Raw genomic sequence first — 17,162 nt, forward strand, 5'->3', positions numbered from 1 at the left:
ATTGTCGTGTTGGGGCAATTGCACGCAGGGCGCTGCATCAGGGAAAAGGTTCGGGGCGGGCCGCTTGCAAGGGCAGGTTGGCCGCCTCCCAGGCGTCGAGGCCGTCGCGGTACCAATACAAATGTTTATAGCCCATGGACGCGGCGCGTTTTACCGCGTTCCAGCTCAACCAGCAATCGGAGCGGCAGTAAAAGACCAAGGGTTGGTCCAGGCGCCCGTCGGTGGCCTTGCGCAGGTGGGAGGTGAAGTAATCCTGCCAGTTCGCCTCCAGCTCACCATCGCCCGTATTGGCCAGCCATAGGCTGCCGGGGAGGTTGGCGTGGGGCTCGGTGTCGATGAAGCGCCCCTGGACCCATGGACGACGGTACACGTCGATCAACACCGGGGCGGGCGTTTGCCCAAGCAGGCGCTGCAAGCCTTCGGTGTCGACGGTTTGCGCGCCCTGGGCGGAGGCGGGCGTGGGGCTGCGGTATTGGGTAATGCGATAGCCCTGCGCCGAAAACAACGCAGTGTCGGCCTGGGCGACATTCAGCGCCAGGCCCAGCAAGACGATGGCCAGCAAACGGGGCATGGGATTTATCCTTTTTGTTATGCGCCCATTACATGCCAGGGTCGAGGTCTTGTGAATGCGACCATAGACAGGAAAAACGGTACTAAAGTAGTAATTTTCATCACGGATCACACAAATCCCCTGTGGGAGCGAGCCTGCTCGCGAAAGCGGTGGGTCAGGCAGCATAGATGTGTCTGGTCTACCGCATTCGCGAGCAGGCTCGCTCCCACAAGGGGCTGTGTGTATCAGGTAGGTCAATTGGCCTTGCGCAACGCCGCATGCTGCGGATTGAACGTCCACACCGCCAGCAGCGCGAACAGCAGCGTCAGCCCCACGCACACAACCATCGCCAGCACATTGAATTGCCCATACAACGCGAACCGCACCAGCTCCACGCCATGGGTGAAGGGGTTCACCGCGCACAGCCAGTACAACCAGGGGCTGGCTTCGAGCATTTTCCACAACGGGTACAGCGCCGAAGACAGGAAAAACATCGGGAAGATGACGAAGTTCATCACCCCGGCGAAGTTCTCCAGCTGGCGGATCACGTTGGACAACAACAGGCCCAGGGCACTGAGCATCAGCGCCACCAAAAGCAAGGCCGGCAATGCCAGCAGAACGCCGATGGCTGGCGGCTGGACACCGTAGAGCCAGGCGATGGCGAGGAAGGCGTAGACCTGCAAGAGCGAGATCAGCGAGGTTGCGAGCAATTTGCTCGCCAGCAAAAAGGCCCGGGGCAGGGGGCTGGTCAGCAGGACGCGCATGCTGCCCATTTCGCGGTCATAGACCATCGACAGCGAGCCTTGCATGCCATTGAACAACAGGATCATGCAGGCCAGCCCCGGCACGATGTACACCTCATAGGGGATGTAAGTGTCGTAGGGCGCGATGATGGCGATGCCCAGCGCCGCCCGGAAGCCGGCGGCGAACACCAGCAGCCACAACAACGGTCGCACCAGTGCGCTGAGCAATCGCGTGCGTTGCAAGACGAAGCGCAGCCATTCGCGCATCACGACGCCAAGGAAACATTGCCAATACGCGTTCATGCGGCAACTCCCGAGGCGGTCAATCGATGAAAGGCCGAGCCGAGACTGCCGCCGTGTTCCTCGCTCACGTCCTCGGCCCGTCCGCTGGCGACCAGCCGGCCCTGATGCACGATCAGCAGGTCATCACTGGGCTGCACTTCGTCCAGCAGGTGCGTGGCCCAGAGCACACTGATGTCCTGTTCGCGACACAGTTGGCGAATGTGTTGCCCCAAAGCCTGGCGGCTGGCCGGATCGAGCCCGACGCTCGGCTCGTCCAGCAGCAGCAAGCGCGGTTCGTGGAGCAGGGCCCGGGCGATTTCCACCCGGCGCCGGTGTCCGCCATTGAGGTGGCGCACCCGCTCGTGACGTCGTTCGGTCAACTGCTGGCGGGCCAGTTCGGCTTCAATTCGGGCATCGGCCTGGCGCCGGCAAAAGCCATGCAGCGCGAGGTGATAACGCAGGTTCTGCTCGATGCTCAGGTCCAGGTCGAGCGTGCTTTGCTGGAACACCACGCCCAACTGGCGCAACGCCTGGTGCGGTGACGTGCGCAATGAATGACCGCCGACGCGGATCTCGCCGCGCTGAACATCGTACAGGCGCGTCAGCAGCGCAATCAGCGTCGACTTCCCAGCGCCGTTCGGTCCGAGGAGGGCGGCGAAGCGTCCGGCCGGTACGCTGAAGCTGATCTGACGCAGGGCTTGCCGCGCACCATAGGCGAAACTCAGGTCGCTGACCTCCAAGGCGTTCATGGCGTCACCACCACGCCCCAGGGATAGCGGCCGACTTTCACCGACTTGAGCACCTTGCGGCTCTGCACGTCGATCACCGAGACGTCGCCGCTGACTCCATTGGTTGCCAGCAGTTGCTTCTGGTCCGGGGTGAACGCCAGCTGCCAGACGCGTCGGCCCACCAGCAGGTAATCCAGCACTTCGAAAGTCTTGGCATCGATCACTGCCACATGGTTAGCCGGGCCCAGGGCGACGAATGCCAGCTTGCCGTCGGCGCTGAGCTTGATGCCCACTGGCTGCACTTTGTCCGGGTGCACGCCCTTGATCTGGAAGGTCAGAGTCTTGAGCACCTGGCGCGAGGCAACGTCGAGGATGGTCAGCGTCCCGCCGATCTCCGCCGAGGCCCAGAGTTGCGTGCCGTCGCGACTGAACTCGACGAAACGCGGCCGTTGGTCCACCAAGGTGTTGTCGGCCAGGGTCTGGGTGCTGGTGTCGATCCAGTGCAGCATGTTGGTGGTTTCGCTGGTGTTGACCGCCCACTTGCCGTCGGGGCTGACGGCCATGCCTTCGGGCTCGACGCCGACGCCGATCTGGCCCAGCACTTCGGAGGTATGGGTGTCGATCACTGTGACCAGCGCATCGTCCTCGTTGGAAACGTAGAGCCAGCGGTCGTTGGGGTGCAGGGCGAATTGCTCCGGGTCCTTGCCGGAAGGCAGCTCCTTGATGATCTTGCGAGTGGCGACGTCCATCACCTGGACGCGGTCCGAATCGCTGGCGCAGATGTACAGCAGGCGGTTGTCATGGGACAACAACAAGCCTCGCGGGCGCTGGCCTACCGGCAAGGTATCGACAACTTCCAGGCTCTGCAGGTCGATCAGGCTGAGGCTGTTGTCTTTTTCGTTGGAGACCCAGGCGATACTGGCGGCAGCGGGACCGGCAAGGAGCAGCGAGGCGCCCAGGGCGAGGGCTTGGCAAAGCAGAGCCGGGTTGAGCAGGGGGCGGCGCATGGCGTTTTCCTTATTGTTGTGATCGATCAGGGGTAGCGACAGCTCACTTCGGGCCGGTCGAAGCCCAGGCTGTCCATTTCGTTGGACGGGTGGAGAAAACCGTCCTGGGGCGACGTGCTGACCAAGGCCCGAGGCTGAACCAGGGGAATCGGTTGGCGCAGTTGACCATTCCAGGGCCGGTAGCTGAGCTTGCGGCCCTTGAATCCATCCAGCGGTAGCTCGTCGCCGAGGGCCAGTTGGCGAATGGCGAATGGCTCGTCCTGGCGCAGCTTGCTCACGGCGGCGGCGATACTGCGCACGGCGATCCAGGCGGCGAAGTCGCGGTCGTTCATCCAGCGGCCGGCCAAGGCTTCGAAGCGCTTTTGCAACTGCGCCGCGCCGTATGTCTCGACGGTCTTGTGCCAACCGGTGGGCGTCAGTCCCTGGGTCCCTGCGACCGGGCGCGGGAGCCAGGTCTGATAGGGCACGTATTCGCCGAAGTCGCCGCGCTCATCGGCTACCAGCACCACGTCGTACTCGGCGGCCTGGGTGAACAGCGGTATATCGGCCTGGGCGCTGCGGCGCTGGTCGTTATCGAACTGCCAAGGTTTCTCGACGACGATCTTCATGCCGAAGCGTTTCACGGCCCGGCGCAATGCAGCGGCGTAGGCCTGGTCTTCGGGTGTCTGGCCGACGATCAGCAAGGCCCGCTGCCATTTGCGCACGACGCTGAACTGGATCAAAGCGTCGGCCAGTGTCGCGCGGTCGGGCAGGGTGTGTAGCACGTTGCTCAGGCAGCCGCTGGTGCGCAGGCTGTCGTCGGGGCTGCCGGCGTTGAAGAGCAGGCTGTCGGGCAGGGCGGCGCTGAGCTGGCGTAGGCTTTCGCCTGGCGCATTCACCACGAACAAACGCAGGCCCTGTTCATGCTGGGCACGGGCGGCCTCCAGCAGTGCTTGGGAATTGTCGACGTTAGCGCTTTCTAGACGGTAGTCGTGCTCGAGAAATCGCCCGGTGCTGTTGCTGTCGATGATCGCCAGTTCGGCGCCGCGCAATCCGGCATCGTTGGGTTCAGCGATGACGTTGGACAGCAGCGGGCCGGGGTCGGGACGGTAACCCAGGTAGCCGATGCGCACCTGCAACGGCGCGGCATCGCTGGCCTGAGCGGTCGATGCGGCCAACAGGTAGATCAGGGCGTAACTGACAAGCCAGCGCATGACGTCCTCCATTGCAGGTAGCGCCAGCATAGGAAGGCCGTGATGCCGGGGAAATATGCAGAAAGTACCGCTGGGGCAGTACCAAGGTAGTAGCTCGCCCCAGGCGCCGGGGTTTTAGGATGCTTTCAATTGTCATTCATCAGGGAGCGGACAGACCGTGCGAATGTTCAAGACGCTGCTGTTGCCGTTGTTGCTGATCCTGAGTTTGATAGGCGTGGATCGACCTAAAGTGTCCTTTGTGGGAGCGAGCCTGCTCGCGAAAGCGTTGGTCCAGCCGACGTTGATGTTGGATGTGCCTTCGCTTTCGCGAGCAGGCTCGCTCCCACAGGGGGCCGGTGTGATTCGCAGATTGGAGCACTGACCATGTCTGCCCTCTGGCGCATCAATCTCTGGGTCACGGCGTTCTTCGCCCTGGTCACCCTGGCCTGCGCAACGCTGCTGTTGCACCAGGCCACGGTGGATGTGCGACGCGAACTGCAATCGGCCGAGTCGGTGGTGCATTACCTGCGCGAGACTGCCCAGCGCGACCCGGCCAGCCTCCAGTCGCGGCTCACCGGCAGCCTGCGTCACGTTCGGGTGCGCTGGTTGGCGCCCGGCGAAAACGCGCCGGCACAGGAGCCTGGCTTGAACGCCTGGTTGGGGCGTCGACTCCTGGCCCAAGGGCCTGCCGCCCAGATCGTCGAGTTGCAGGACGGTCGTCGGGCCTGGATTGCCGTCGACCCCGGTGACGAAGTCGATGAAATCTTCGATTCCCTGGTGCAGTTGCTTGGCGTTTGCGCGATGGCGTTGCTGCTCAGCCTGCTGGCGATCCGCTGGGCGGTGCGCCGGGGTATGCGCCTGCTGGACGAGTTGCTACAGGCGTTGCACCAGGTGTCCAGCGGCGACCTGCAAGTGCATCTGCGGCCCGAGGGCCTATCGGAAGCCCAGCAATTGGCGGCGCATTTCAACCGCATGACCGCCGCCCTGGGCCAGACTCGGGCCGACAATGCGCGGCTGACCCAGGCGTTGCTGGCCGTCCAGGAGCAGGAGCGCAGGTCCCTCGCGCAAACCTTGCACGACGATTTGGGCCAGTACGTGGCAGGTATTCGCGCGAGGGCCTGTTTGTTGCGCCTGGTGATTCATCAGCCGCCCGTGCTGGAGCAGACCGCCAACGAATTGGAAGAACACTGCGATCATTTGCAGCAAGGCTTTCGCGCCTTGGTCAACGACTTGTATCCGGTCGTGCTCCAGCATCTGCCGTTGGGTGAGGCCATTGAATTGTTGGCCCGGCAATGGCAGGACAGCCACGGCATCGCCTGTCAGTTACGGGTCGATGGAGCACCGCCGCCATTGGCCGCATCGCACAAGGCTCAGTTGTACCGCCTGTTGCAGGAAGCGCTGACCAACATCGCACGGCATGCCGACGCCAGCCAGGTGCGGATCCGCATGCAGCACCGCGCCGGTCGCCTGCGGCTATGGGTGCGCGATAACGGACGCGGTGCCCAGCAGCCCTCCCGGGCCGGCGTGGGCCTGCATTCGATGGCGGAACGGGCGCGCAGCCTTGGTGGTGAGCTGCGCATCATCAGCCGGCCCGGGGCGGGTTGGGCGCTGGCCTTGAATATTCCCTTGGAGGCCTCATGAACATTTTGTTGGTGGACGACCACGCCGTGGTTCGGCAGGGCTACGCCAGCTTGTTGCGGACTTTGATGCCACAGCTGCAGGTGCGCGAAGCGGCCTGCGGCGAAGAGGCGTTGAGCCAGGTGCAGGAACAAGTGCCGAACCTGGTGATCATGGACTTCGGCCTGCCGGGGATCAGCGGGCTGGAAACCACCCGGCGCCTGCGTCAACGCTTGCCGCAACTGCGGGTGCTGTTCTTCAGCATGCACGACGAGTTGCCGTTGGTTCGCCAGGCGTTGGACGCGGGCGCTGCGGGCTACCTGACCAAGAATTCGGCGCCGCAGGTATTGATCGAGGCGGTACGGCGAGTGCTGGCCGGCCATGCCTACATCGAGCAGGCCCTGGCCACTCAGTTGGCCTGCGCCACCACCCGCCACGACAGCGATCCACGCCTGCAATCGATGACCCAGCGCGAGCTGGAGATCTTCGTCATGCTCGCCAATGGCACTCCCGCGCGCACCATTGCCGAACAGCTATGCATCAGCGCCAAGACCGTGTCCAACCACCTGACGTTGCTCAAGAGTAAGTTGCAGGTCAGTTCCCATGCCGAGTTGGTGCATTTGGGGATCGATATGGGAGTGGTGCGGGTGGCGGGGTGAGTCCCTGACTTGAAATGCCGGCCAATTGTGGCGAGGGAGCTTGCTCCCGCTGGGGTGCGAAGCGCCCCCAAGGCCGGCGCCTCGGTGTGTCAGGTTAATTGAGTCGTACAAATTGGGGCTGCTTCGCACCCCAGCGGGAGCAAGCTCCCTCGCCACGGGAGCTTCATTGTTCCCAAGACGTTGGGCATCCGACACACCCCTGCATATTCGCATCCTGGAAATTCCCGTAATGCTGCCGCGAGCCCGTCAGGTTGGCCTGTTCCAGGTTGCTTTCGCCCAGTTTGACCTCTTGCAGGTTGGCATCGCGCAAGTCGGCGCCCTTGAGGTCGGCTTTGCTCAGCCAGGCCATTTCCAGGTCGGCGGCTTGCAGGTTGGCGTCGTGCAGGCGGGCGCCGGACAAGCGGGCGAACTGGAGATAGGCGGCCGTCAGGTCGGCTCGCTGAAACTGCGCGCCCTGGGCAAACAGCCCCCAGCCCTGGATCGCCTTGAGCGTGGCACCGCTGAAGTCCGCCAGGCGAAGGTTGCTTTGTTGCAGGCTCGCGCGACTCAGGTTGGCGCCCTGTAGCTGGGCCTTCTCTAGATTCGCCAGGTCCAGCCGGGCATGGCGCAGGTCGGCGTCGCGCAGATCCGCGCCGGCGAGGTTCATCTTGCGCAGGTCCTGGTTGGCCAGGTGGGCGCCCCGCAGGTTAGCGCCGGGGCATTGGCTGGATTCGGCAATGAGGCAGCCGTTTAGGGTCAGTGGGGTGTCGGGGTCATCGGCATGGGCAACGGCGCCGATGAACAGAAGCAGTAATGGCAAAAATTTCATGGCAGGAACTCGATGTTAACTGTGGGAGCGAGCTTGCTCGCGATGGCGGTGGTTCAGCCGGCATTGATGTTGACTGATACTGCGCTATCGCGAGCAAGCTCGCTCCCACAGGGGGTGGTGTGGGTCAGGACCCAGTTGGGTTCAGGTTATTTCTGCGCCGTCGCCTTATCCCAACTCGGAATCTTGAACACCCAGAACGAACCGCCCTGGGCCACCGGCTTGGTCAGTTCGGCCATGTCTCCGCCCCACAACGGTACGGCGCCGCCGTAGCCAACGGTCACGCCGATGTATTGCTCGCCGTCCTGCTCCCAAGTGACGGGCGGGGAGACAATGCCGCTGCCGGTCTGGAACTTCCACAGCTCTTTGCCGGTTTTCGCGTCGAAGGCCTTGAAGAAGCCATCGCCAGTACCGGTGAACACCAGGTTGCCCTTCGTCGCCAGCACACCGGCCCACAATGGCAGCGGCTCCTTGTGCTCCCACACCACCTTGCCGGTGGTGGGGTTCATGGCTCGCAGGCTGCCGACGTGGTCGTCATACATGCGCTTGATTCGAAAGCCCATGCCCAGGTAAGCCGAGCCTTTCTTGTAGCTGACTTCCTCGGTCCAGTACTCCTCTTTCCACTGGTTGCCCGGTACGTAGAACAGCCCGGTGTCCTGGCTGTAGGCCATGGGGTTCCAGTTCTTGCCACCGAGGAATGGCGGTGAGACTTCCACCGGCTTGCCCTTGGTTTCACCGGGCAATGGCTTGGCCGGACGCTGGCCAGGGTTTTCCACCGGGCGGCCAGTCTTCAGGTCGATGTGGCTGGCCCAGGTAATGTTGTCGACAAAGGGAAAGGCGTTCTGCAGTTTGCCGTTGTTGCGGTCCACCACGTAGAAGAAGCCGTTGCGGTCGGCGTGGGCGGTGGCCTTGACCACTTTGCCGTCCTTGTCCTTGTAGTCGAACAGCACCAGTTCGTTGTTGCCGGAAAAGTCCCAGGCATCGTTGGGCGTGTGCTGGTAGAACCATTTCACTTCACCGGTGCTGGGGTCGACGCCTACCTGCCCGGAGGTGTAGAGGCTGTCGTAATCGTGGGGATTGCCGTCCTTCGCCGTGCGCGCCCAGGTGTTCCACGGGCCGGGGTTGCCCGCGCCGACGATGATGGTGTTCGTCTCGGGATCGAAACTGGCGCTTTGCCAGGGCGCGCCGCCGCCGTGGCTCCAGGCCTCGACCTTGCCGGTCTCGGTGGTCTTGTCGTCGGGCCAGGACGGCGCCTTGACGTCGCCGGTCGGGGTGCTGTCCTTGCCGTTTAGCCGCCCCATGTGGCCTTCGACGAAGGGGCGCATCCAGACTTCTTCACCGGTGTCCGGATCGCGGGCAAACAATTGCCCGACCACGCCGAACTCGTCGCCGGAGCTGCCATGGATCAGCAAAACCTTGCCGCTGGTCTTGTCCTTGATCAGCACCGGGGCGCCGGTCATGGTGTAGCCGCCGGCGTGATCGCCGAACTTCTTGTTCCACACCACCTTGCCAGTGTTTTTGTCCAAGGCGACGACCCGGGCGTCCAGCGTGCCGAAGTAGATCTTGTCGCCATAGATGGCCGCGCCCCGGTTAACTACGTCGCAGCATGGGCGGATGTTGTCCGGCAGGCGGTGGTTGTAGGTCCACAGGCGCTTGCCGGTCCTGGCGTCGAGTGCGAACACCCGTGAGTACGAGCCGGTGACGTAGACCACGCCGTCGCTGACGATGGCCTGGGATTCCTGGCCGCGTTGCTTCTCGTCGCCGAAGGAATAGGACCAGGCCGGGGTCAGCTTGAAGACGTTCTTGTCGTTGACCTGGGCCAGCGGGCTCCAGCGCTGGGCGTTGGTGCCCATGCCGTATTGCAACACGTCCTTGGTGGTCAGGTGATCGTTGGCGATGTCTTCCCAGGTAACGGCGGCGTTGGCCTGTGGGCCCAGGGACAGGCTGCCGGCCAGCAGCAAGGCAACGGTCAGGGACGAGAGGGCAGGGAGCGTTTTTATTGTCATGGTGGGATTCCCAGTGAGGTTTTGGCCTGACTAGGGTCGGGTCTCGCCCCCCTGGTCCGATACGGAAAAAATCCCGCCCTCGCCGGGAAAACTTCCCAGGGCGCCTGTCTTTGCGACTAGCGTCGGATGGCCTGCTACCAAGGAACTAGACCGCGACCACCAAAGCAGCATTCGGTTGGCGGCAGACGGTTCCTAAGATGACGGCACGGCCTCTGCGAAGAGGTCTTGCGTGCAATTTCGAGGGCATAACAATGACAACAAAACGCAACGCCATCATCGCTACCGCATTGCTGATGGGGCTGACCGGCGCAGGCTCCGCATGGGCCCATGGCAACGTAGTGCCCCAGGCAGTGGAAACCCAGGGACTGACCCCGATCAAAGACACCAACCTGCCGTTGGATGCCGATGGCTGGGCCTCGCAAAACCCCTATCGCAATGCTCCCGAACGGGACAAAGCCGTCGAAATCGGCGCATCGGCGTACAACCAGAACTGCGCGGCCTGCCATGGCCTGGAAGCCAAGTCCGGCGGGATCGCCCCGGACTTGCGCATGCTCGATGCCGCCGAAGCCGGTGACGAATGGTTCGTCGAACGGGTGCGCCATGGCGCGGTGCGCGACGGCCGGGTCTATATGCCGAAGATGGCCGACTACCTGAGCCAGGAAGCGCTGTGGGCGGTGCGGACCTATCTGGACAGCGTACACGTCGAGGAGTGACCGCCATGCGCCTGTTCGCCTGGGTGATGTGCAGCCTGTTGCTGTGGGGCTCGGCGGTGCAGGCGCAGGTCCGCGGCTATGACCAGATGATCGCCGACGGCGAATTGAAGGTCGCGGTCTACAAGGACTTTGCCCCCTACAGTTTCGAAGACCAGGGCCAGCCCAGGGGCGTCGACGTTGAATTGGCCCAGGCCTTGGCCAAGGCCATGGGCGTGCGGCTGAAACTGATGTGGGCGCCGCCTGGCGAGAAGCTCGACGATGACCTGCGCGACTACATCTGGCGCAGCAGTCCGCTGCACGACCGGCAACTGGCCGACCTGATGATGCGAGTGCCGTACGATCACGACTATGTGCAGCGGCGCAACGACATTGGCGAACGGGAAAACGCCCAGGTCGTGATGTTCGGGCCATATCAGCAGGAGTGCTGGCAGGTGGCGTATGACCGCCGTCGATTGGCGTCGGTGGGCAGTGTCGCGGTGTTCCAGCGGCACCCCATCGGCGTCGAAGTCGACAGCGTGCCATCGTTCTACCTGACCTCGGTGTTCAACGGCATGCTCAGTGCCAAGACCCGCCATTACCCCAGCGTTGCCAAAGCCTTCGGGGCCATGCAGGCCGGCGAAGTCGATGCGGTCATGGCGATGCGCGGCGAGATCGACTGGCAAGTACATCAGGCTGCCGACCCGCAGTTGGCCCTTGCTGAAAACGCTTATCCGAACATGGGTAAGCAGCGCTGGGAGATCGGCATGGCGGTGCATGAAAGCAACCGTCAGCTGGCCTATGCGGTGGAGGAGGCGCTGGAAGGCTTGATTCGCGACGGCAGCCTCAAGGCGGTGTATGCCCGCTATGGCCTGCGCTACGAAGTACCGCAAATGTACCAATAGGAGCGCAGGATGAACTGGCGTGTGTTGGGGCTGCTGTTGGGCTGGCTGCCATTGATGGTGAGCGCAATCGAGCCGGGAAAGGACCCGGTGCCATCGGTGATGTGGGCCTTCTATCACAAGCAATTGCTGGCGGACGCACCGTTCGTTTTCGACGACCGGGTGCGGCTGCTGGTGCCACCTTTTGCCGAAGATGCGCGGCAGGTGCCGCTGGAAATCGATGCCAGGGCGTTCACCGGCGATGTCGTACGAGTGCTGGCGTGGGCCGAGCTCAACCCACTGCCGAAAATCGTCGACTTCCAACCTTCGGAGCGGGTGCTGCCGTGGCTGTCGATCCGCATTCGTATCGAGCAGGCCACGCCGTTACGTGCCGCCGTACAGACCCGCGACGGCCTGTGGCACGTCGGCTCGGCCTTGATCGACGCGGCCGGTGGTGGTTGCACGGCGCCCAGCGTGGTGCGCACCCAACCGGGTTGGGAAGAACACCTGGGCGAAGTGCTGGGCGGGCGCTACCCGCGTGGGGACTCGAATCGCCTGCGCTTGCAGATAGCCCATCCCATGGACAACGGCCTGGTGAGCGGCATCCCTGAGTTCTTCCTCAACCAGGCGCAACTGTTGAACGCTGACGGCAAGCTGCTGGCGCGCCTGGAGCTGTTCCCGGCGGTCAGTGAAAACCCCAACCTGGGCTTCGACATCCAAGGCCCGGGACAGACCCGCCTGGTGCTGCGAGACAACAGCGGCAACGAATTCGAGGCGGCCATTCCCTGACCACAAGGAGCGCGCCATGCGCTGGTTGTTGCTGATCTGTCTTGGACTGTGCCTGCCGGCGTGGTCCTCCGATTATTCCCTCAAGCCCCGGCAGATCGCCGAGGGCACCTGGCTGCTGGAAGGCAGCACGGATAATTTCGCCAAGGCCAACGGTGGCAACATCGTCAACACGGCGTTCATCGTCACCGACGTCGGGGTGGTGGTCATCGACACCGGTCCGTCCAAGCGTTACGGCGAGGCGCTGCGCCAGGCCATCGCGGCGACGACGGACAAACCGGTGATCCAGGTGCTGCTGACCCACCATCACCCCGATCATGTGCTGGGCAACCAGGCCTTCAACGGCGTGCCTGTTGGTGCGCTGGCGGGCACCGCGGACCTGCTGCGACAGCAGGGCGATGCGATGGCGGAAAACATGTACCGGCTGGTGGGCGACTGGATGCGCGGCACCGAAGTGGTTTTGCCGACTCAGGCGCTGAGCCCCGGTACGCTGAAGGTCGGCGATCACTCGCTGCGCCTGCTTGCGTTGGCCGGGCACACCGGGGCGGACCTGGCGATCCTCGATGAAACCACCGGCGTGCTGTTTGCCGGTGATTTGGTGTTTTATGAACGGGCCCTGACCACCCCGAACAGCCCCGGCGTGGATATCTGGCTCAACGATCTGAACACGCTGCAGGCGCTGCCCTGGAAGCAGATCGTCCCCGGCCACGGCCCGGTGGCCATCGACGCCCGGCCTTTCGCACAGATGCACGATTACCTCGGCTGGCTCGACCAACTGATGCGCGAGGGCGCCGCCCGGGGCGACGACATGGCCGAAATGATCCGCAGCCCCATCCCCGAGCGCTTCGCCGGGATCAGCTTGAGCCGGTATGAGTTGATCCGCAGCGTCAGTCATCTTTACCCGCGTTATGAGCGGGCGGGGATGACGCGGGTGGATACCCGAAACCCTGACTGATCACACATCCCCGTGGCGAGGGAGCTTGCTCCCGCTGGGGCGCGCAGCGGCCCTAAGATAGCCAGTCAACATTGATAACCAGGGGGACAACAGAAGGGCTGCTGCGCAGCCCAGCGGGAGCAAGCTCCCTCGCCACGGGGTATTTGCTTACCTCTATGTGTACCAAGGAACTAGAAAACTCAACACAGCGGGCAATTGTTGGCGGCGGCCCCCGGCCCAAGAATCTGCGACAGACCGGGAAAATTTCCCGGGTATAACAATAACCGCAGAGGTAGCCGCCATGATTCATCCCGCACGTCGCCAGCCCTTCGCCGTAAGCCTGCTGCTCAGTGCCATGCTGCTGTCCGGCTCGGCCTTGGCCGCCGTGACCGACCAGGAAATTCTCCAGGACCCGAAGAATCCGCAGCAGGTCGTGACCAACGGCCTGGGCGTGCAGGGCCAGCGCTACAGCCCGCTCGATGCCCTCAATGTCGATAACATCAAGGACCTGCGTCCGGTCTGGGCGTTCTCTTTCGGCGGTGAAAAGCAGCGCGGTCAACAGGCCCAGCCCATGATCAAGGACGGGGTGATGTACCTCACCGGCTCCTACTCTCGGGTGTTTGCGGTGGATGCGCGCACCGGCAGGAAGCTCTGGCAATACGACGCGCGCTTGCCCGATGACATCCGCCCTTGCTGCGACGTGATCAACCGGGGCGTGGCGTTGTATGGCGACCTGGTGTTCTTCGGCACGCTGGACGCCAAGCTGGTGGCCCTGAACAAGGACACCGGCAAAGTGGTGTGGAGCAAGAAGGTCGCCGACCACAAGGAAGGCTATTCCATCAGCGCCGCGCCCATGGTTGTGAATGGCAAGCTCATCACCGGCGTGGCGGGGGGCGAATTCGGCGTGGTCGGCCAGATCACCGCATTCGATCCGAAAAATGGCGCGTTGCTGTGGACCCGGCCGACCGTTGAAGGCCACATGGGCTACGTCTACAAGGACGGCAAGGCCGTGGAGAACGGTATTTCCGGCGGCGAGGCGGGCAAGACCTGGCCGGGCGATCTCTGGAAAACCGGCGGCGCCGCGCCTTGGCTGGGCGGCTACTACGACCCGGAGACCAACCTGCTGCTGTTCGGCACCGGCAACCCGGCACCGTGGAACTCCCACCTGCGCCCTGGCGATAACCTTTATTCGTCGTCGCGCCTGGCCCTGAACCCGGACGATGGCACCATCAAATGGCACTTCCAGAGCACGCCCCATGACGGTTGGGACTATGACGGCGTCAACGAGCTGATCTCGTTCAACTACAAGGACGGCGGCAAAGACATCAAGGCGGCGGCGACCGCCGACCGTAACGGCTTCTTCTACGTGCTCGACCGCACCAACGGCAAGTTCATCCGCGGCTTCCCATTCGTCGACAAGATCACCTGGGCCACTGGCCTGGACAAGGATGGCCGTCCGATTTACAACGAGGCCAGCCGTCCGGGTGCGCCGGGCAGCGAGGCCAAGGGCAGCTCAGTGTTCGTCGCTCCGGCATTCCTCGGCGCGAAGAACTGGATGCCGATGGCCTACAACCAGGACACCGGTCTGTTCTACGTGCCATCCAACGAGTGGGGCATGGACATCTGGAACGAAGGCATCGCCTACAAGAAAGGCGCGGCGTTTCTCGGCGCTGGGTTCACCATCAAGCCGCTGAACGAGGATTACATCGGCGTGCTGCGGGCCATAGACCCGAAAACCGGCAAGGAAGTGTGGCGCCACAAGAACTTCGCGCCGCTGTGGGGCGGGGTGCTGACCACCAGGGGCAATCTGGTGTTCACCGGTACGCCTGAAGGGTTCTTGCAGGCGTTCAACGCCAAGACTGGGGAAAAGGTCTGGGAATTCCAGACCGGCTCCGGCGTGCTGGGCTCGCCGATCACCTGGGAAATGGACGGCGAACAGTACGTCTCCGTGGTCTCGGGTTGGGGCGGTGCGGTGCCGCTGTGGGGCGGTGAAGTGGCCAAGCGCGTGAAGGACTTCAACCAGGGCGGCATGCTCTGGACCTTCAAGTTGCCGAAGGAACTTGTCGCCAAGCGCTAAAACCTTGCCGAGAACCGTGGCGAGGGAGCTTGCTCCCGCTCGGCTGCGCAGCAGCCGCCAAAAGCGGGGAGTGCTGCGCACTCCAGCGGGAGCAAGCTCCCTCGCCACAAGGGCCTGCGCCGGCCTTGAACTTGCGCTTATCGCTTACAAACCTACGACCAAATAACGAGAGAGCCCCCTGCCAATGACGCATTCGTCCACCGCGCGGGGCTCTCTACCATCGGCCTATCGCCTGTCCCGCGACAGGCATCGACCAGGCAGAGGCCCATCATGATCTACGCACAACCCGGAACCCCAGGCGCCGTCGTTTCCTTCAAACCGCGCTATGGCAATTTCATCGGCGGCGAGTTCGTCGCGCCGGTCCACGGCGAGTATTTCACCAACACTTCGCCGGTCAATGGCGAAGTCATCGGCGAGTTTCCGCGCTCCAGCGCCGCCGACATTGACAAGGCCCTGGACGCGGCCCATGCCGCCGCCGATGCCTGGGGCAAGACGTCGGTCCAGGACCGCTCCCTGATACTGCTGAAAATCGCTGACCGCATCGAACAGCACCTGGAAATCCTGGCGGTCAGCGAGACCTGGGACAACGGCAAGGCCGTGCGCGAAACCCTTAACGCCGACGTACCGTTGTCAGCCGACCATTTTCGCTACTTTGCCGGCTGCATTCGCGCGCAAGAGGGCGGGGCCGCCGAGATCAACGAGTTGACCACCGCCTACCATTTCCACGAGCCGCTGGGCGTGGTCGGGCAGATTATCCCGTGGAATTTCCCGCTGCTGATGGCCGCCTGGAAACTCGCCCCGGCCCTGGCCGCCGGTAACTGCATCGTGCTCAAGCCGGCGGAGCAGACGCCGCTGTCGATCACGGTGTTCGTCGAGCTGATCGCCGATCTGCTGCCGGCCGGCGTGTTGAACATCGTCCATGGTTTTGGCCGCGAGGCCGGTGAGGCCTTGGCCACCAGCAAGCGCATCGCCAAGATTGCTTTCACCGGCTCCACACCGGTGGGTTCGCACATCATGAAGTGCGCAGCCGAGAACATCATCCCGTCCACCGTGGAACTGGGCGGCAAGTCGCCGAATATCTTCTTCGAAGACATCATGCAAGCCGAGCCGGCGTTCATTGAGAAAGCGGCGGAAGGCCTGGTGCTGGCGTTCTTCAACCAGGGCGAAGTCTGCACCTGCCCATCCCGTGCCTTGGTGCAGGAATCGATCTATGCGCCGTTCATGGCCGAGGTCATGAAGAAAATCGCCAAGATCAAGCGCGGCAACCCGCTGGACACCGAGACCATGGTCGGTGCCCAAGCGTCCCAGCAGCAATACGACAAAATCCTTTCGTACCTGGACATCGCCCGGCAAGAGGGCGCCGAACTGCTTACCGGCGGCGCGGCCGAACGCCTTGAAGGAGACTTGTCGAGCGGCTATTACATCCAGCCGACCCTGCTCAAGGGCCACAACAAGATGCGCGTGTTCCAGGAAGAGATCTTCGGGCCGGTGGTGGGCGTGACCACTTTCAAGGACGAAGCCGAAGCCCTGGCGATCGCCAACGACACCGAGTTCGGCCTCGGTGCCGGCCTCTGGACCCGCGACATCAACCGCGCCTACCGCATGGGCCGGGCGATCAAGGCCGGTCGCGTCTGGACCAACTGCTACCACCTGTACCCGGCTCATGCGGCGTTCGGTGGCTACAAGAAATCCGGCGTCGGGCGTGAAACCCACAAGATGATGCTCGACCATTACCAGCAGACCAAGAATCTGTTGGTGAGCTACGACATCAATCCGCTGGGGTTCTTCTGACCCTGGGAGATAACAAGGCAGTTGCAGTGACCCTGTGGCGAGGGAGCTTGCTCCCGCTGGGCCGCGAAGCGGCCCTTTCCTTGATGCACATATTGATTGTGTGGCTGCTATTTTGGGGCTGCTGCGCAGCCCAGCGGGAGCAAGCTCCCTCGCCACAAGTGCTCGCTGCTCCAGTACCAACGCACCCCACCCACTGCTTCGAAAGTAGCATTCGAGCCCTGGTCGCCCCGTGCATTAATGAACCTGCCGGAATCGCCCGGTACAAGAAGAGGAAAGACCCATGTGGACTAAACCCGCGTACACCGACCTGCGTATCGGCTTTGAAGTGACGATGTACTTCGCCAACCGATGAGGCGCCGGCCCGGCCTGATGCGTTCGGGCCGGGCTCCCCATTGGTCGGATTGCATTCATGGCGGGATGCTTTAGGCTCAACGT

16 protein-coding genes are annotated in these 17,162 nt (G+C 63.2%); 9 read left to right on the forward strand and 7 right to left on the reverse strand.

Annotated elements, in window-relative coordinates; all coding sequences use genetic code 11:
* Positions 1-37: 37 nt before the first annotated feature.
* The 5 genes from J3P90_RS12775 to J3P90_RS12795 all read right to left on the reverse strand — a co-directional run bounded on the left by J3P90_RS12775 (position 38) and on the right by J3P90_RS12795 (position 4,503).
* Entirely contained in the window at positions 38-571 is a 534-nt protein-coding gene (locus J3P90_RS12775) for a PQQ-dependent catabolism-associated CXXCW motif protein (RefSeq protein ID WP_434605800.1), read from the reverse strand.
* A gap of 233 nt (positions 572-804) precedes the next feature.
* Positions 805-1,596, reverse strand: a complete 792-nt coding sequence (locus J3P90_RS12780; RefSeq protein ID WP_434676504.1) for an ABC transporter permease — start codon at positions 1,594-1,596, stop codon at positions 805-807.
* Complete coding sequence (locus tag J3P90_RS12785; protein ID WP_434676505.1) at positions 1,593-2,324, reverse strand: ABC transporter ATP-binding protein; 732 nt, start codon at positions 2,322-2,324, stop codon at positions 1,593-1,595. Before J3P90_RS12785 ends, J3P90_RS12780 begins: the two co-directional genes overlap by 4 nt.
* Complete coding sequence (locus tag J3P90_RS12790; RefSeq protein WP_434676506.1) at positions 2,321-3,310, reverse strand: YVTN family beta-propeller repeat protein; 990 nt, start codon at positions 3,308-3,310, stop codon at positions 2,321-2,323. Before J3P90_RS12790 ends, J3P90_RS12785 begins: the two co-directional genes overlap by 4 nt.
* A gap of 26 nt (positions 3,311-3,336) precedes the next feature.
* A complete protein-coding gene (locus tag J3P90_RS12795; protein ID WP_434676507.1) occupies positions 3,337-4,503 on the reverse strand; it encodes an ABC transporter substrate-binding protein in 1,167 nt (388 codons plus the stop codon).
* A gap of 363 nt (positions 4,504-4,866) precedes the next feature.
* Between J3P90_RS12795 and J3P90_RS12800 the strand changes: the two genes are divergently transcribed.
* Together J3P90_RS12800 and J3P90_RS12805 are read left to right on the forward strand one after the other, a co-directional pair.
* Positions 4,867-6,123 (forward strand): histidine kinase, encoded by a 1,257-nt coding sequence (locus J3P90_RS12800; protein ID WP_434605789.1) that lies wholly within the window; start codon positions 4,867-4,869, stop codon positions 6,121-6,123.
* A complete protein-coding gene (locus J3P90_RS12805) occupies positions 6,120-6,758 on the forward strand; it encodes a response regulator (RefSeq protein WP_434605787.1) in 639 nt (212 codons plus the stop codon). Before J3P90_RS12800 ends, J3P90_RS12805 begins: the two co-directional genes overlap by 4 nt.
* Before the next feature lie 163 nt (positions 6,759-6,921).
* On the opposite strand, the gene J3P90_RS12810 is transcribed toward J3P90_RS12805, so the two are convergent.
* Complete coding sequence (locus J3P90_RS12810; protein ID WP_434676508.1) at positions 6,922-7,566, reverse strand: pentapeptide repeat-containing protein; 645 nt, start codon at positions 7,564-7,566, stop codon at positions 6,922-6,924.
* Between the two features lie 146 nt (positions 7,567-7,712).
* On the reverse strand, positions 7,713-9,569 hold the full coding sequence (gene exaA, locus J3P90_RS12815) for a quinoprotein ethanol dehydrogenase (RefSeq protein WP_434676509.1): 1,857 nt from the start codon (positions 9,567-9,569) through the stop codon (positions 7,713-7,715).
* Between the two features lie 251 nt (positions 9,570-9,820).
* Between exaA and pedF the strand changes: the two genes are divergently transcribed.
* The 7 genes from pedF (at position 9,821) to pqqA (ending at position 17,079) form a co-directional block, all read left to right on the forward strand.
* Positions 9,821-10,282: a cytochrome c-550 PedF gene (gene pedF / locus J3P90_RS12820; protein ID WP_420763890.1), complete on the forward strand. Its 462-nt coding sequence runs from the start codon at positions 9,821-9,823 to the stop codon at positions 10,280-10,282.
* 5 nt (positions 10,283-10,287) lie between these two features.
* Positions 10,288-11,163: a substrate-binding periplasmic protein gene (locus J3P90_RS12825; protein WP_434676510.1), complete on the forward strand. Its 876-nt coding sequence runs from the start codon at positions 10,288-10,290 to the stop codon at positions 11,161-11,163.
* A 9-nt stretch (positions 11,164-11,172) separates the two neighbouring features.
* Positions 11,173-11,928, forward strand: coding sequence for a quinoprotein dehydrogenase-associated SoxYZ-like carrier (locus J3P90_RS12830; protein ID WP_434676511.1), 756 nt, complete (start codon positions 11,173-11,175; stop codon positions 11,926-11,928).
* 16 nt (positions 11,929-11,944) lie between these two features.
* Positions 11,945-12,880: a quinoprotein relay system zinc metallohydrolase 1 gene (locus J3P90_RS12835; protein WP_434676512.1), complete on the forward strand. Its 936-nt coding sequence runs from the start codon at positions 11,945-11,947 to the stop codon at positions 12,878-12,880.
* Between the two features lie 280 nt (positions 12,881-13,160).
* The gene (locus J3P90_RS12840; protein WP_434647458.1) at positions 13,161-14,936 is read left to right on the forward strand and encodes a PQQ-dependent methanol/ethanol family dehydrogenase; all 1,776 of its coding nucleotides are present in this window, start codon (positions 13,161-13,163) and stop codon (positions 14,934-14,936) included.
* Positions 14,937-15,206: 270 nt separating this feature from the next.
* The gene (exaC, locus tag J3P90_RS12845) at positions 15,207-16,727 is read left to right on the forward strand and encodes an acetaldehyde dehydrogenase ExaC (protein ID WP_434676513.1); all 1,521 of its coding nucleotides are present in this window, start codon (positions 15,207-15,209) and stop codon (positions 16,725-16,727) included.
* A gap of 280 nt (positions 16,728-17,007) precedes the next feature.
* Positions 17,008-17,079, forward strand: a complete 72-nt coding sequence (gene pqqA / locus J3P90_RS12850) for a pyrroloquinoline quinone precursor peptide PqqA (protein WP_003243383.1) — start codon at positions 17,008-17,010, stop codon at positions 17,077-17,079.
* Positions 17,080-17,162 lie beyond the last annotated feature (83 nt).

Origin of the sequence: Pseudomonas sp. D3-10 (genome assembly GCF_051132175.1) — a bacterium.
Classification (GTDB): domain Bacteria; phylum Pseudomonadota; class Gammaproteobacteria; order Pseudomonadales; family Pseudomonadaceae; genus Aquipseudomonas.

Coding starts and splice junctions, on each gene's coding strand:
- J3P90_RS12775 (WP_434605800.1), bottom strand. CDS start 571: ATGCCCCGTTTGCTGGCCATCGTCTTGCTGGGCCTGGCGCTGAATGTC.
- J3P90_RS12780 (WP_434676504.1), bottom strand. CDS start 1,596: ATGAACGCGTATTGGCAATGTTTCCTTGGCGTCGTGATGCGCGAATGG.
- J3P90_RS12785 (WP_434676505.1), bottom strand. CDS start 2,324: ATGAACGCCTTGGAGGTCAGCGACCTGAGTTTCGCCTATGGTGCGCGG.
- J3P90_RS12790 (WP_434676506.1), bottom strand. CDS start 3,310: ATGCGCCGCCCCCTGCTCAACCCGGCTCTGCTTTGCCAAGCCCTCGCC.
- J3P90_RS12795 (WP_434676507.1), bottom strand. CDS start 4,503: ATGCGCTGGCTTGTCAGTTACGCCCTGATCTACCTGTTGGCCGCATCG.
- J3P90_RS12800 (WP_434605789.1), top strand. CDS start 4,867: ATGTCTGCCCTCTGGCGCATCAATCTCTGGGTCACGGCGTTCTTCGCC.
- J3P90_RS12805 (WP_434605787.1), top strand. CDS start 6,120: ATGAACATTTTGTTGGTGGACGACCACGCCGTGGTTCGGCAGGGCTAC.
- J3P90_RS12810 (WP_434676508.1), bottom strand. CDS start 7,566: ATGAAATTTTTGCCATTACTGCTTCTGTTCATCGGCGCCGTTGCCCAT.
- exaA (WP_434676509.1), bottom strand. CDS start 9,569: ATGACAATAAAAACGCTCCCTGCCCTCTCGTCCCTGACCGTTGCCTTG.
- pedF (WP_420763890.1), top strand. CDS start 9,821: ATGACAACAAAACGCAACGCCATCATCGCTACCGCATTGCTGATGGGG.
- J3P90_RS12825 (WP_434676510.1), top strand. CDS start 10,288: ATGCGCCTGTTCGCCTGGGTGATGTGCAGCCTGTTGCTGTGGGGCTCG.
- J3P90_RS12830 (WP_434676511.1), top strand. CDS start 11,173: ATGAACTGGCGTGTGTTGGGGCTGCTGTTGGGCTGGCTGCCATTGATG.
- J3P90_RS12835 (WP_434676512.1), top strand. CDS start 11,945: ATGCGCTGGTTGTTGCTGATCTGTCTTGGACTGTGCCTGCCGGCGTGG.
- J3P90_RS12840 (WP_434647458.1), top strand. CDS start 13,161: ATGATTCATCCCGCACGTCGCCAGCCCTTCGCCGTAAGCCTGCTGCTC.
- exaC (WP_434676513.1), top strand. CDS start 15,207: ATGATCTACGCACAACCCGGAACCCCAGGCGCCGTCGTTTCCTTCAAA.